Raw genomic sequence first — 15313 nt, forward strand, 5'->3', positions numbered from 1 at the left:
ATTCAAGTAAACATAATTTAAAAAGAATAACTGCATCATAGGCTTTTCTTCCTCTGTTTTCACTATATTTTTCTTTTACGATATCATATACAAAAGAAAAATCAATAATTGAATCTATTTTAACAAGAAGATGATCTTTAGGTACTAATTTTTCATATATCATATTTGTCATAATATCAATTTGTTGATTGTTCTTATTAAACATAAAAGACCTCCGAAAAAATATTTATGCATATTTATTATACCATAATATTTTTTCGGAGGTCTCCCACCCAGGTGAAATGTGACATTTGGAAGAGAATGAATTATGTCACATTTCACCTGGGTGGCACTTTAGTTATGTAAAGTATTCTATTTCGGCCTTGGGGAATCTTCTTTTTATTTCTGATATCATAAATTCCTTCATATCAGTGGAAATGTCCTTTTTATAAACATATTTATAAACACCATAGGGCCCCCACTTTTGTTGTCTGTTTTCCATTGAAAAGTCTATTTCTGTGTTTGGGAAACGTGCTAATATTGTATCCATAGCCTTTGTTGTAAATCTATGCTGAATAAGTTCAAATGTTATTTCAGCATTATCTGGGTTTTTTATTTTTTCCCTCAGCATATCAAGCAGTTCTCTATATTCCTCCTTATAGTTTTCATAATAGTATATAGGTGCAATAATAAAACCTAAGGGATAATTAGCATCATATACCCTTTGTGCAGCCTCTAATCGTTCCATTAAAGGGCTTACATTAAATTCAAATTTATCTACTACATATTTTGAATTTATGCTAAATCTTATTTTTGTATGCCCTTTGTGTACTATGTTTAGAAGGTTATCTACATAAGCAAATTTTGTAACAAGCCTTAATCTTCCGTATTCTTGCTGTGCAAAGAACTCAATAGCCTTTTTAACAGAACCTGTTAAATGTTCAACAGAAAGAGGATCGCTTGTGCTTGCAAGTTCAAAGGATGTAATTTTGGGCTTATTTTGGTTTATGTATTTTTCGTTGTTTTGTAAAATTTCTTCAACATTTGCATATACTCTTGCAAAGGGCTTTATATTTGGGTTAGACTGTAAATAGCAGTATTGACAGCTTGCTGGGCATCCTGTAACAAGTGGAAATTGGTAATCTGCGGAGGGTTTGCAACTATCAAGTTTCATACTTTTTTTAACAGAAACAACAAGAGAACCTTTGGCATAGGCATAGTATTCTTGAATGTTGTCAAAGTCCTTTTCAAAGTTTACAGACTTATTTTCAACAAATACTGGAATATTTAATTCCTTAAGTTTATTATATATATATTGTCCTGTAGGATAATCCAATGTTTTGGGTTCAAAAAAGGCACGTTTTGGGTAAAACAGCATTATAAAACCTCCTTTATAATTAGAATAAATAGAAATAAAAAAAATATGTATTGAGGTGGTAAAATGAGTAGAGTGTATTCTGTAAAATGTAGTGACTATGAAAGGGAAAATGTATATAGAGCAGTTGATGAGATGATAAAATTATATGGAGGTATAGAAAAAATAGCCAAAAGGGGAGAGACGGTTTTTTTAAAAATAAATTTAGTTATAAAAAAACACCCTGATGAAGCAGCAACAACACATCCGATGGTTATTGAGGCAGTAAGTAAAAGGCTTGTTGAAAACGGATGTAGAGTTATAATTGGAGACAGCCCAGGTGGTCCATACAATGAAAAGGTGCTTAGAGGGTTTTATAGGGTATGTGGAATAGAGGAGGCTGCTAAAAATAGTGGAGCAGAACTTAATTATGATTGTTCATACAGTGACTACAAAACACCTGATGGTTGTATATCAAGAGTTTTAACTATGATTGACCCACCTTTCAAGTGTGATAGGATAATTACTATTTCAAAGTTAAAAACCCATAGTATGGCAGTTTATACAGGTGCTGTTAAGGTTTTGTTTGGAATGATACCAGGAGTATTAAAGGTTGAATATCATTTCAAAATGCCTGAAATATATGATTTTTCAAATCTACTTGTTGATATATGTGAGACAGTTAAACCATCCTTTTCTATTATTGATGGGGTAGTTGCGATGGAGGGGGATGGACCAACTGCAGGTGTGCCTAAAAATGTAGGACTTCTATTAGCTTCGGAAAACCCCTATGAACTCGATGTGTGCGGAGCACATATTATGGGACTTAAGGTAGAGGATGTTCCTACACTAAAAAGAAGTTTAGAGAGAGGAATAATAAAGGGTGGCATAGAAACTGTAGATATAGTAGGTGAGGATTTAGATAAATATGTTTCAAACTTCAAAGTTCCTAAAATTAGAAGTGTAAATTTCTTTAGAGGAAGAGTTCCAAAAAGAGTAGAGGATTTTTTAACCTTTTATCTATCTCCAAGACCAGAGTTTTCAAAGGATATTTGTATAAAGTGTGGGGTATGTGTTGAGAGTTGTCCACCTAAGGCACTTAAGATGGGAGATAAGGTTCCAAGTATAGATTATAAAAAGTGTATAAGGTGCTTCTGTTGTCACGAGCTCTGTCCTAAAAAGGCAATAAGTATAAAAAGACCTTGGATATTAAATAGAGTTTTTAAATAAAAAGTGCTGTAGGGCCTTTACCTACAGCACTTTTTTAAATATTTATGCACCTTTAGACATATTTTTCTTTGCCATCATAATTTCATCAGCCTTTTCGCCCCAAGCCTTTGCATATTCTTGAAGCTTATCGGCAAGTTGATCTACTGTCTCATCATCATTAACCTGTGTTGAGAAGGCTCCAGACTCTTTTACCATTCTTCTTAAGGCATCTGGATTATCTATCATTGGACAAGGTCTTAGTAGATTATTATTAAATGGTTGATTTCTTCTATATGCCATAAATAATGGGGATTGTAGAACTTCCAATAGACTATGTTCCTTTATGTTCATATTTGAATAGTGTATGAACGCACAAGGCTCACAATCTCCATTAGCATTAATATGGAAATATCTTCTTCCACCAGCTATACATCCATTTGAAAATTCTCCATCATTCCAAAAATCAAGCACAAATATTGGTTCTGTTGTTCTTATTTCATTTATTCTTCTATACATATATTCTCTTTGCTCAATAGTTGCCATAAAGTTTACATCACTGTCGCTTCCAACTGGAACATAGGTAAAATACCATCCAAATCTACAGCCTTTTTGTACCATTAAATCTATATATTCCTTTGATGCAACTACTTCTGTATTGTATCTATGATAGCATGTTGAAAAACCAAATACACATCCATAGTCTCTTAATATATCCATTGCCTTCATAACAGCGTCAAAACAACCTTCACCACGTCTCATATCAGTTTCTTCTCTAAATCCTTCAACACTAAATGCAAGTGCAAAGTTTCCAACCCTTTGCATTTCCTTTGCAAAATCTTCATCTACTAAAGTACCATTTGTGAAGGATAAGAAGGCACACTCGTTGTGTTTTTCACAAAGTTTTATAATATCATCCTTTCTCATAAGTGGTTCTCCACCTGAGAATATATACATATATATTCCAAGTTCCTTTCCTTCGGTTATAACTTTATCTAAATCTTCAAAGGAAAGATTCCAAGGCTTGTATTCACCTGCCCAACATCCTTTACACTTAAGATTACAAGCAGATGTAGGGTCTATAAGTATTGCCCAAGGAATGTTGCAATCATATTTCTTTTCGTTTTCAAGCTGAACAGGTATACCAAACATAGTTGCATTTAAGAAATAATTTATTCCAACTCTTTCTCTGACATTAGGATGTATCTCTGTTAATAGCTTATATGTGTACTTATACCAGTTACTGTTTGGGTCATCAAGATATTTTTTGATATTAGCTATATATTTTTTGTCCTGTTCTCTTATTGCTATTTTTTCTCCCCATCTTATAATTTTAGGGATATTCTTTTCTGGGTCCTTCAAGATGTACTTAACAGCTTCTTTAATTGCAGCTTCACCAAGTCTTGTCCTTGCTAAATTCATTAAAACCCCTCCCATATTTTACTATTCAATATATATTAAATAAAATTAAGAATTATAACTCCTATAAATTTAATTATATCACCTTATTCTAAAAATGGATTAATTTAGCAGTTAAATTAACATAAAAATTATACTGACTGGTCACGTGAATTTTTTTTAGTCTAAAAAAATCTCTAAAATAGTGTTTTAAGTTAAAATTTATTTACTTTTTTTTTATACTATTGGTATAATAAAATGTATATATGTAGTTTTGGAGGGATTGCGTTGAATCTTAATATTGTTTTATATCAGCCAGAGATACCATATAATACAGGTAATATAGGAAGAACTTGTGTTTTAACTAATTCAAGACTACATCTTATAAAGCCACTTGGTTTTTTAATTGATGATAAGCATTTAAAAAGAGCAGGAATGGATTATTGGAAGCTTGTAGATGTTGTTTACTACGATAGTTTTGAGCATTTCCTTGAAGTTAATAAAGGTGCAAGGGTGTATCTATCAACAACTAAAGCAAGTAAATTCTACACAGAAGTAGAATACAAACAGGGTGATTTTATAATGTTTGGTAGAGAGTCATCAGGTGTTCCAGACAGCGTTAGAGATGTTTTTAAAGATACTTTAATAAGAATTCCAATGGTAGAAACAACTGAAAGATCTCTTAATTTATCCAATACAGTATCTATTGTTGCATATGAAGCATTAAGACAGATGGGATTTCCTAATATGAAATAGTAGTGGAGGGGTAGGATGAATAAAATAGCGATAGTTACAGATAGTACTTCAGATATTCCAAAGGAACTCGTAAATAGGTATAATATTAGAGTTATTCCTTTAACAATAACATACAAAGATAAAACTTACTATGATGGAGTAGATTTAAAAATTGATGATTTGCTAAGAATGCTTGATGAAGGAGAAGAACTTCCAAAAACATCACAAGTTAATCCTGCAAGATTTTATGAAGAGTACAAGAGATTATTTGATGAAGGGTATAATAAAATTATATCTATTCACTTATCATCTAATTTAAGTGGTACGTATCAATCAGCAATAATTGCTAAAAATATGCTGGAGACTGATGATATATATGTAGTTGATTCAAGAACAGTAAGTTTTGGAACAGGAATGCTTGCTCTAAAGGCGGCTAAAATGATTGAAGAAGGTAAAGATGTGGAAGAAATATACAATACATTAAACATACTTGCACCTAAATCAAGGGTTGCATATGCATTAGATAAACTTGAATATCTTAAAAAGGGTGGTAGATTATCAGGAACACAGGCAGCAATAGGAACCTTATTAAATATTAAGCCTATTATTTATATAACTGATGGTAGCCACGCTATTTTAGATAAAACAAGAGGAATGAAGAAGGCTTTATCAAGGATGATAAAGTATGTTCAGGATGAAGGCTTTGATGAAAATGAGCTTTTTGCAATAGGAACTGTAAAAGATTATGAAAATCTTGAAGAGTTTAAAGAGATGGTTAAAAATGAGTTGGGTGTAGATAATTATCTTTTGGCTGAAGTAGGAACTGTAGTTGCAACATACTCAGGCCCTGGAGTAGTGGGAATATGGTTTTATGCTAAATAGAGGCTTTTGCCTCTATTTTAGATTGTAAAAATCTAATTGTTAGCTAAAATCTGAAAAAGCCCCATGAAAGGATTTTATTAGGCTCTTTCATGAGTTTTAGCAATTCTTGATTTTCGACTTTGAAAAAGTCCGTAATTCGGCACAGGACGTGCCGAGCCGAGCGGCCATCAGGACGATGGCATCGCGAGGGCAGGACTTTTTCAAACAAAGAAAAGCTTAGAATTGCTTAACGAAATGAACGAATGCCCAAGAAATCCTTCATGGGGCTAATCAATAATATATAAATAGAGGATGTGCTTCTATTTATTTTTATAATTCAAACTATTCAAAAAATAAATAGCAAAATTGCTATAATTTAGGTATAATGAAAGTAGAAAGTAAATATTCTGGATGAAGCAAATAGGAGAGACCCTAATAGGGCGCCGAAGGGGTAAGTAAAGCTTGCCAAGTTTTATGATACTCTCAGGCAAAAGTACTATTTGTGGACAGAACTCTGTGAAGGCAGAGGATGTAGGCAACTACATCCTTTTTTTATTTGTAAAATTACTTTGTTTAGTAAATTAGAAGTTACAAAGGTACTTGTATTGTGGTTAATATTTCCATTTGTGCATAAGTAGAAGTTTTATTAACTTACAAAAGTAGACAACTACTGTAGATTAATAATTTTATAAATAAATAGATTACAAAAAAAGAGGTGTCAGGCTTGAAACTAAAACCAGTTATATTAACCAATAACCCTTTAACAAAGAGTAGTTTAGAAGATAAATATGATGTTCTATATAAACCTCAAGCTTCACTTATGGATATTTTAATTATGGCAAGAGATTATATCCATAGAGGACATAGACTCTTAACACATCCTCTAATGGGGAGCATAAAGCCTAATCAGACACCCTATAAGTCTATTGCAATTTCAAGGGATTGTTTTGAAGAGGTTGATCTATTAAGTGTTGAGATAATAGAGGAGAGCATATTGAAGGCTGACCAGCTTATTAAAAGTAGTAAAACATTAATTTATACGGATAAGGTGCTTAGAGATTTTAGTTTAATTGATTTTGATTTAATAAAAAATGCATTAAATTGAAAGGAAGTGAAATTATGAGCCATATCTATGACATTGTAATAATAGGAGGAGGCCCTGCAGGTTTGTCAGCAGGACTTTATGCCTCAAGGGCAAAGCTTGATGTATTGGTTATTGAGAAGGAAAAGTTTGGAGGACAGGCAGCTACAACAGCAGAACTTGAAAACTATCCTGGTTCAATTGAAAATTGTACAGGACCAGCCTTAGTTGAAAGAATGAGAAGACAGGCTGAGGAATTTGGAACTACCTTTGCAAAGGATGAAATAGTAGAGGTTGATTTTTCAGGAGATATAAAAACTCTAACGGGAAGAAAGGAAGAATATAAGTCAAGGGCTGTAATTATTGCAACAGGTGCTGAATACAGGCTTGCAGGGTTTAAAAATGAAATTGAACTAAGAGGAAGAGGAGTTTCCTACTGTGCCACCTGTGATGCGGATTTCTTTGAAGGCTTAGATGTTGCTGTAATAGGTGGTGGAGATAGTGCAATAACTGAGGCACTTTATTTAACTAAATTTGCAGAAACAGTGACAATAATACATAGAAGAGATTCATTAAGGGCTGCTAAATCACTACAAGAAAAGGCCTTTAACAATCCAAAGATAAAATTTATATGGGACACAGTAGTAGAGGAGGCAAAGGGGGATGAAATATTAGAATCCCTTGTATTAAGAAATGTAAAGACAGGAGAGATAAGCGAACTTGCTGTTAACGGTGTGTTTGTCTTTGTAGGACTTGAACCAAAGAGTGACCTTTTTAAGGGTAAGGTTGAAATGGATGAGAGGGGATATATTTTAACTGATAGAAATATGAAAACAAATGTTGATGGAGTATTTGCAGCAGGTGATGTAGTTCAAAAATCTCTAAGGCAGGTTATAACTGCGGCATCTGATGGGGCTGTTGCTGCTGTTGCTGCAGAGGAATATATAAATGAAAAATTCAATAAATAGGAGGGGTAATATGTTAGAGCTTAATAAGGATAATTTTGAAGCTGAAGTTTTAAATTATACTGAAAAGCCTGTATTTGTTGATTATTGGGGAGATAAGTGCCAAAAATGTATTGAACTTATGCCTGATGTCCATAAGCTTGAAGAAAAATATGGAGATAAAATTAAGTTTTGTAGTCTCAATACAAGCCAAAATAGAAGACTTGCTATTGCCCAAAAGGTATTAGGACTCCCAACAATGATAGTTTATGTAAATGGAGAAAAGGCGGAAGTTTTAACTCCAGATAAAATAAATACTGTTGAAGATATTGAAAATGCAATTAAAAGGTTTTGTGAATAAGTGAGACAGAGTCTCCTTATTTAAATAAAAAGTTCAAAATATTTAGTAAATAAAAACTATAGGGGGTGAAGGTTTTGCGACTTGAGCTTGGAAAAATATTTATAAGGGATGTTCAGTTTGCAGATGAAACAAAAGTAGAAAATGGCGTTTTGTACATCAACAAAGAGGAACTTCTAAAGGAAGTATCAGGGGATGAGAGGCTTAAAAGCATTGATGTAGAACTTGCAAAAATAGGTGAAGAGGTAAGGATAATACCTGTAAAGGATGTAATTGAGCCAAGAGTTAAGGTGGAAGGAAAGGGAGGAATATTTCCAGGTTTTATTTCAAAGGTCGATACAGTAGGTTCAGGAAGAACACACGTATTAAAGGGAACAGCAGTAGTAACAACAGGTAAAATAGTTGGATTTCAAGAAGGCATAATTGATATGTCAGGTGAGGGGGCAAAGTATACTCCATTTTCAAAAACAAACAATGTTGTTTTAGTATGTGAACCTGTTGACAATCTACCACAACACGAACACGAAGAGGCAGTAAGAATGGTTGGTTTTAAGGCTGCTTGCTACCTTGGTAGGGCAGGCAAAAACATAGAGCCTGATGAAATAAAGGTTTATGAGACACTTCCTCTTCTTCAACAGGTAAATATGTATCCACATCTTCCAAAAGTTGTATATGTTTATATGCTTCAAAGCCAAGGATTACTGCACGATACCTATGTTTATGGTGTGGATGCTAAAAGGATTATTCCAACATTTATTTATCCAACAGAGGTTTTTGATGGTGCAATTGTTAGTGGAAACTGTGTTTCTGCCTGCGATAAAAATCCAACCTATGTTCATATGAATAACCCTATAATTGAAGATTTATATGAAAGACACGGAAAGGATATTAATTTTATTGGTTGCGTAATCACAAATGAAAATGTGTATCTTGCAGATAAGGAGAGGTCATCAAATTATACTGCAAAGCTTGTAGAGTTTTTAGGGGCAGATGCAGTAATAATATCAGAAGAAGGATTCGGAAACCCAGATGCAGACCTTGTTATGAACTGCAACAAGATTGAGGAAAAGGGAATTAAAACTGTACTTGTAACTGATGAGTATGCAGGAAGGGATGGAGCTTCACAATCTCTTGCTGATTCAACTCCAAAGGGAGATGCAGTTGTAACTGCAGGAAATGCAAATGAACTTATAGTGCTTCCACCAATGAAGAAGGTTATTGGGCATAAGGAGGCTGCGAACATCATTGCTGGTGGATTTGCAGGTTCACTTAGAGAAGATGGCTCAATAGAGGCAGAAATTCAGGTTATAACTGGTGCAACAAGTGAAGTTGGATTTGGATATTTATCAGCAAAAGGATTTTAAAGGGGGTAATACTATGATTTTAAAGGGAAGAAAGGTTATAGCGATAGGAGATAGAGATGGTATTCCAGGACCAGCAATTGAGGAATGTGCAAAGAGTGCAGGGGCTGAAGTAGTTTTTGCTTCAACTGAATGCTTTGTTTGAACAGCTGCAGGTGCAATGGATCTGGAGATCCAACAGAGAGTAAAGGATTTAACTGAAAAGTATGGTGCTGAAAATATTGTTGTGCTTCTTGGAGGTTCAGAGGCAGAGGCAGCAGGTTTATCAGCAGAAACAGTTACAGCAGGAGATCCAACCTATGCAGGGCCACTTGCAGGAATAGCATTGGGACTTAGGGTATATCACATTCTTGAGGAAGAGATTAAAAACGAATGTGATTTAGCTGTTTATGATGAACAGTGTGGAATGATGGAAATGGTTCTTGATGTTGATGCGATTTCTAATGAAGTACGTTCCATTAGAGAAATGTACAGCCAATATAAAGATTGACACTAAGGGGGTGGGAGTTGATGATTAAGGTTGTTCATTATTTAAATCAGTTTTTTGGACAGGTTGGCGGTGAAGATAAGGCACACATTGAACCCTTTGTAAAGGAAGGGTTTGTGGGACCTGGTATGGCACTTAATGCAGCCTTTAAGGGACAGGCACAGATTGTAGCAACAATTATATGTGGAGATTCCTACTATGCAGAGAATGAAGAGAAGGCAAAAAATACAATTCTTGAAATGATAAAAAAATATGAACCAGATTTATTTATAGCAGGTCCAGCCTTCAATGCAGGTAGATATGGTAATGCTTGTGGAAGTATTTGTAAATGTGTTAAAGAAAACCTAAATATTCCCGTTTTAACTGGTATGTATATTGAAAACCCTGGTGTTGATCTTTATAAAAGGGATATTTATATAATTTCCACTAAGGATAGTGCAGTTGGTATGAGGGATGCTATACCCAAAATGGCTGCACTTGCATTAAAATTAGTAAACAATGAGGAAATAGGGAGCCCAGAAAAGGAAGGATATATTGGAAGAGGAATAAGAAAAAATTATTTTGCTCAAGAGAGAGGTTCAAAAAGAGCAGTTGATATGCTTGTTAAAAAGATAAGGGGAGAAGAGTTTAAGACAGAGTTTAAAATGCCAGATTTTGATAGAGTGGCTCCAAACCCTCCAATTGTTGATATTTCAAATGCAAAGATAGCTCTTGTAACATCTGGTGGCATTGTTCCAAAGGGAAACCCAGATAAAATAGAATCTTCAAGTGCATCAAAATTTGGTAAATACGATATTGAGGGTGTATTTGATTTAACAAGTGAAACCTATGAAACAGCTCACGGAGGATATGATCCTGTATATGCAAATAAGGATGCTGATAGAGTTTTACCGGTTGATGTGTTAAGGGAACTTGAGAAGGAGGGCAAAATAGGTTCACTCCACAGATATTACTATTCTACTGTAGGAAACGGAACAGCTGTTGCAAACGCCAAAAGATATGGACAAAAAATTGCTGAGGAACTTATAAAGGACGGTGTTCAGGCAGTAATTTTAACCTCTACTTGAGGTACTTGTACTCGTTGCGGTGCAACGATGGTAAAGGAAATTGAAAGGGCAGGACTGCCTGTAGTTCATATGTGTACAATTGTTCCAATTTCTAAGACTGTAGGTGCAAATAGAATAGTCCCAACTGTTGCAATACCTCACCCACTTGGAAATCCAAATCTTTCTTATGAGGATGAAAGGGCATTGAGAAGAAGGCTTGTAGAGAAGGCATTAAAGGCACTACAAACTCCTATTGAAGAACAAACAGTTTTTGAATAATAAAATTAAGTTCCGTTTAGAATTTTTCCTAAACGGAACTTAATAAATAAGTAATTTTAATATGGGAGGTAATTCTATGTATCCTGTTATAAAGGGAGTAAGCTATGTCTTGGTTCATACTCCTGATATGGTTTTACACAATGGAACAACACAAACACTTGAAAGGGAAACAAATCCAGATTCTGAATATCTAAAGGTTATAAGAAAACATTTAAGAAGCTATGAAGATGCGGTTTCGTATCCAGTTAATCAAACCTACATAGGGAATTTAGATCCAGAAGAGTTATTAAATATTGAAAGACCTTGGTTTAATAAAAAGTTTGAAAATGCAAATAGATATGGAAAATTTGGAGAGATAATGCCTGAGGATGAGTTTTATGGGCTTATAAAAAGTTGCGATGTTTTTGATTTAGTGAGATTGGAAAAGAGTTTTACTCAGAATTTAAAGATAAAGTTTGAAAATAGTAATTACTTGAAGGAGCTTTCAAATAGACTTGGAGAGGGCAGCGAATTAGAGGAAATAAATAAATTGGTTGAAAATGGAGTAGCAGAGGGCCTATATTTAGATGACAAATTAGTAGGTTGTGTAAAGAGAGCTCACGAGTTTGATATAAACTTATCAGCCCACGTAATAACTGAAAATTTAGCAGTTAAGGCATCGGGGGTTTTAGCAGCACTTCATATTATTGAAAAGGCAAATATAAACAAAGAAGATATAGACTACATTATTGAATGTTCAGAGGAAGCCTGTGGAGATATGAATCAAAGGGGTGGAGGAAACTTTGCAAAGGCAATAGGAGAGATAGCAGGTTTTAAAAATGCAACTGGATGTGATGTTAGAGGATTTTGTGCAGGGCCAACCCACGCGTTATTATATGCTTCAACACTAATACAATCTAAGGTATTTAAAAATGTTCTTGTTGTCGCAGGTGGGGCTACTGCAAAGCTTGGAATGAATGGACGTGACCACGTAAAAAAGGGAATGCCTATAATGGAGGATGTTTTAGGTGGTTTTGCAATTTTAGTTTCTGAAAATGATGGAGTAAATCCTGTTGTTAGAACAGATTCAGTAGGAAAACATTCAATAGGTGCAGGTGCTTCACCACAGGCAGTAATTGAAGCAATTGTTGCTCAGCCTCTTGAAAGGCTTAATCTAAAATTCACTGATGTTGATAAATATGCACCAGAGATGCAAAATCCTGAAGTTACAGAGCCTGCTGGTGCAGGAGATGTTCCTACTCAAAACTATAAGATGATTGCAGCACTTGCAGTTAAGAAGGGTCAACTTGAAAGAAGCCAAATAAATGAATTTGTAAAAAAGCACGGATATGTTGGGTATGCACCAACTCAAGGCCACGTTCCTTCAGGTGTTCCAATACTTGGATTTGCAAGGGAGAAGATGCTAAAGGGAGAAATGAATAGAGTAATGATAGTTGGGAAGGGAAGTCTTTTCCTTGCTCGAATGACAAATCTATTTGATGGAATTTCCTATTTGATTGAGAAAAATTCGGGAATTTATGAGGATAAAAAGGAACTAATTACAAAGGATGAAGTTAAAAAGATGGTAGCAGAGGCTCTTAAGGATTTTGCTTCCCACTTACTTGATGAATAAGGGGTGGTTATATGTCTAAAAATATAAAAAAAATGGTTGCTGAGGTATTGAATGATATAGCAGATATTTTAGAAAACGGGTATGCTGAAGAAAAAATAAAGATAGGATTAACTACCTTAGGAAGTGAGCTTGGAGAAGAAGAAATTATAAAGGCAGCATATCTTGCTAAAAATAAATATAGTGATTTTGAAGTAGTGCTAATTGGCTCAAGTGAAGTTGAGGGTTTTTCCTGTATTAAAGCAGAAAGTGAAGATGAATGTCATAAAATAATGGAAGAGCTTATAGATGAAAAAGTTTTAAAGGGATGCGTAACAATGCATTATAATTTCCCAATTGGTGTTTCAACTGTAGGTAGAATAATTACACCAGCAAAGGGAAAGGAAGTTTTTATATCAACGACAACTGGAACTTCGTCGGCAGATAGAATTGAGGCTATGGTTAAAAATGCGTTTTATGGAATAATAGCTGCGAAGGCCTGTGGTATAAAAAAACCAACGGTAGGTATACTAAATGTTGAAGGTGCAAGACAAGTTGAGAAAGTATTAATAGAACTTAAAAATCAAGGATATGATATTGAGTTTTGTTCATCAATAAGAAAAGACGGAGGTTTTATATTAAGGGGAAATGATATTTTAGCAGGTTCAGCAGATGTGGTTGTAACTGATTCCCTTACAGGAAATGTATTGATGAAGATATTTTCGGCATATACAACAGGTGGAGACTATGAGTCATTAGGCTATGGATATGGACCAGGAATAGGTGAAGGTTATAAAAGACTAATAAACATAATATCAAGGGCATCAGGTGCTCCTGTAATTTGTGAAGCATTAAGATATTGTGCAACCTGTGCTAAAAACGAAATAAATAAAATATCAGAAGATGAGTTTAAAAAATTGGAGTCAGTTAATCTTAAATATATTTTTGAAAAATTGAAAAAAGTAAATGGTAAATCAACTGAAGATGTTAAGTGCCCTGATAAAAAGGTTGTTACCTCCACCATATCAGGAATTGATATTTTAGAGCTTGAAAATGCAGTGAAAATGCTTTGGGTTAAAGGAATATATGCAGAAAGTGGTATGGGATGTACAGGTCCTATAGTTATGGTGGCAGATGAAGATTTAGATATAGCTATGAAAATATTAAAGGAATGTAATTTTATATAAAGGGGCAATTGCCCCTTAAATATTAAAATTCGACAATTTGCGACAGTAGCCAAATTTTAAAATTATTATTTTTTTGAAAAAATTTAAATAACATATTGAAATTATACAAAAGTTATCGTATATTATTATATGCAGGGTAATATGATAAAGTTAAATAAAAATATGATAAGATATATTTTTTTGCAACTTTTAAATAGTATAGCACAATGCATTCTGAAATTGGAAGAACTTGAAATTATGACATTTAAAAATAATTTTCTGAAAAATAAAATGGTAAATATTTTATTAAATTCATCTTTTACATAATGGGTTCGTTATAAAATTGTATCCTTTTAGGAATATTAAAAATATAAACACCAAAAAGAAGGGGGAAAAAATATGAAAATGAAAAAAGCACTTGCCCTTGTTCTTTCAGCTTCATTAATAGCTGGTGTATTCACTGGCTGTGCAAAGAAAGGTGGAGAACAAGGAACACAACCAAAATCAAATGTTAAGATAGGTATGGTTACAGACCAAGGTGGACTTGGTGACAAATCCTTCAATGACTCAGCTTATGAAGGACTTAAGAGAATTGAAAAGGATTTTGGAGTAAAGCCAGATGTTCTTCAATCAAAGCAACAAGAAAACTATGAGCCAAACCTTACACAACTTGGACAAAGAGATGACTTAACATTTGCAATTGGTTTCCTAATGGAAGGTTCATTAAAGAATGTTGCTCAAAAGATGCCAGATAAGAAGTTTGCTATCATCGACGCAGTTGTTGATCTACCAAACGTTATGTCAATTACATTTAAGGAAGAAGAAGGTTCATTCCTAATGGGTGTAATTGCTGGTAAAATGACAAAGACTAACAAGGTTGGTTTCATCGGTGGTATAGATATGCCACTTATCCAAAAGTTCGAAGCTGGATTTGCAGCAGGAGTTAAGGCGGTAAACCCACAAGCTGCAGAAGGCTTAATGAATAGAACAACAGTTAAGTATGCTGGTAGCTTTACAGATTCAAATAAAGGATATGAATTAGCAAAGGCTCTTTACAATGACGGATGTGATGTTGTTTACCACGCATCAGGTGCAGTTGGACTTGGATTATTCAAGGCTGCAAAGGAAATGAAGAAGTGGGCAATAGGTGTTGACCAAGACCAAGCTGAAACAGCACCAGACTTTAAGGATGTAATTCTTTCATCAATGATAAAGAGAGTTGACGTTGGTACTTACACTGCTTCAAAGAACCTAATAGAAGGAAACTTCAAGGCTGGACATATGGTTCTTGGACTTAAGGAAGATGGTGTAGGATATGCTCCAACAACTAAGAACAACACACCAGCAGATGTTATAGCATTAGTTGACAAGTATGCACAAGCTATAAAGGATGGCAAGATAACTGTTCCAGAAAAATTAGAAGACGTTAAGAATTTTACAGCTCCTGAAGTTAAGTAATTAAATATAAAG

The 15313-nt window shown here is 34.1% G+C and carries 14 protein-coding genes, 1 pseudogene and 1 riboswitch; of the genes and pseudogenes, 12 read left to right on the plus strand and 3 right to left on the minus strand.

The genetic code is table 11. The features are described 5' to 3' along the window. Both A3M9_RS13565 and splB read right to left on the minus strand, forming a co-directional pair. Positions 1-205 (minus strand): annotated as a pseudogene (locus A3M9_RS13565) (IS5/IS1182 family transposase); the annotation flags it as partial. A gap of 132 nt (positions 206-337) precedes the next feature. Next, the gene (splB, locus tag A3M9_RS0108895; protein WP_035166252.1) at positions 338-1357 is read right to left on the minus strand and encodes a spore photoproduct lyase; all 1020 of its coding nucleotides are present in this window, start codon (positions 1355-1357) and stop codon (positions 338-340) included. A 63-nt stretch (positions 1358-1420) separates the two neighbouring features. On the opposite strand from splB, the gene A3M9_RS0108900 reads away from it, so the two are divergent. Next, positions 1421-2563 carry a DUF362 domain-containing protein gene (locus tag A3M9_RS0108900; RefSeq protein WP_027308924.1) on the plus strand — a complete coding sequence of 381 codons (1143 nt, stop codon included), beginning with the start codon at positions 1421-1423 and terminating at the stop codon, positions 2561-2563. 42 nt (positions 2564-2605) lie between these two features. Here the strand turns inward: A3M9_RS0108900 and A3M9_RS0108905 are convergent, their stop codons facing one another. After that, the gene (locus A3M9_RS0108905; protein WP_027308925.1) at positions 2606-3961 is read right to left on the minus strand and encodes a radical SAM protein; all 1356 of its coding nucleotides are present in this window, start codon (positions 3959-3961) and stop codon (positions 2606-2608) included. A gap of 264 nt (positions 3962-4225) precedes the next feature. Between A3M9_RS0108905 and trmL the strand changes: the two genes are divergently transcribed. From trmL to A3M9_RS0108975, 11 genes are all read left to right on the plus strand, one after another. Then, positions 4226-4693: a tRNA (uridine(34)/cytosine(34)/5-carboxymethylaminomethyluridine(34)-2'-O)-methyltransferase TrmL gene (gene trmL, locus A3M9_RS0108910; RefSeq protein ID WP_027308926.1), complete on the plus strand. Its 468-nt coding sequence runs from the start codon at positions 4226-4228 to the stop codon at positions 4691-4693. A 15-nt stretch (positions 4694-4708) separates the two neighbouring features. Next, the gene (locus A3M9_RS0108915) at positions 4709-5554 is read left to right on the plus strand and encodes a DegV family protein (RefSeq protein ID WP_027308927.1); all 846 of its coding nucleotides are present in this window, start codon (positions 4709-4711) and stop codon (positions 5552-5554) included. A 390-nt stretch (positions 5555-5944) separates the two neighbouring features. Beyond that, positions 5945-6042: riboswitch (glycine riboswitch) on the plus strand. A 215-nt stretch (positions 6043-6257) separates the two neighbouring features. Then, the gene (locus A3M9_RS0108920) at positions 6258-6638 is read left to right on the plus strand and encodes a GrdX family protein (protein WP_035166254.1); all 381 of its coding nucleotides are present in this window, start codon (positions 6258-6260) and stop codon (positions 6636-6638) included. A gap of 14 nt (positions 6639-6652) precedes the next feature. Continuing rightward, positions 6653-7582: a thioredoxin-disulfide reductase gene (gene trxB / locus A3M9_RS0108925; RefSeq protein ID WP_027308929.1), complete on the plus strand. Its 930-nt coding sequence runs from the start codon at positions 6653-6655 to the stop codon at positions 7580-7582. Between the two features lie 10 nt (positions 7583-7592). Then, a complete protein-coding gene (locus A3M9_RS0108930) occupies positions 7593-7919 on the plus strand; it encodes a co-chaperone YbbN (RefSeq protein ID WP_027308930.1) in 327 nt (108 codons plus the stop codon). A gap of 74 nt (positions 7920-7993) precedes the next feature. Continuing rightward, positions 7994-9280 (plus strand): glycine/sarcosine/betaine reductase component B subunit, encoded by a 1287-nt coding sequence (locus tag A3M9_RS0108935; protein ID WP_027308931.1) that lies wholly within the window; start codon positions 7994-7996, stop codon positions 9278-9280. 13 nt (positions 9281-9293) lie between these two features. Next, positions 9294-9767, plus strand: coding sequence for a glycine/sarcosine/betaine reductase complex selenoprotein A (gene grdA / locus A3M9_RS0108945; protein ID WP_084424737.1), 474 nt, complete (start codon positions 9294-9296; stop codon positions 9765-9767). Positions 9768-9787: 20 nt separating this feature from the next. Beyond that, the gene (gene grdB, locus A3M9_RS0108950) at positions 9788-11089 is read left to right on the plus strand and encodes a glycine reductase complex selenoprotein B (protein ID WP_084424739.1); all 1302 of its coding nucleotides are present in this window, start codon (positions 9788-9790) and stop codon (positions 11087-11089) included. A gap of 76 nt (positions 11090-11165) precedes the next feature. Further along, on the plus strand, positions 11166-12701 hold the full coding sequence (gene grdC, locus A3M9_RS0108960; protein WP_027308936.1) for a glycine/sarcosine/betaine reductase complex component C subunit beta: 1536 nt from the start codon (positions 11166-11168) through the stop codon (positions 12699-12701). Between the two features lie 11 nt (positions 12702-12712). Further along, positions 12713-13864: a glycine/sarcosine/betaine reductase complex component C subunit alpha gene (gene grdD / locus A3M9_RS0108965; protein ID WP_027308937.1), complete on the plus strand. Its 1152-nt coding sequence runs from the start codon at positions 12713-12715 to the stop codon at positions 13862-13864. 378 nt (positions 13865-14242) lie between these two features. Continuing rightward, entirely contained in the window at positions 14243-15301 is a 1059-nt protein-coding gene (locus A3M9_RS0108975) for a BMP family protein (RefSeq protein ID WP_027308938.1), read from the plus strand. The last annotated feature ends 12 nt before the right edge of the window (positions 15302-15313 follow it).

The sequence above is a fragment of the Caloramator sp. ALD01 genome (genome assembly GCF_000472625.1).
Taxonomy (GTDB): domain Bacteria; phylum Bacillota; class Clostridia; order Clostridiales; family Caloramatoraceae; genus Thermobrachium; species Thermobrachium proteoclasticum.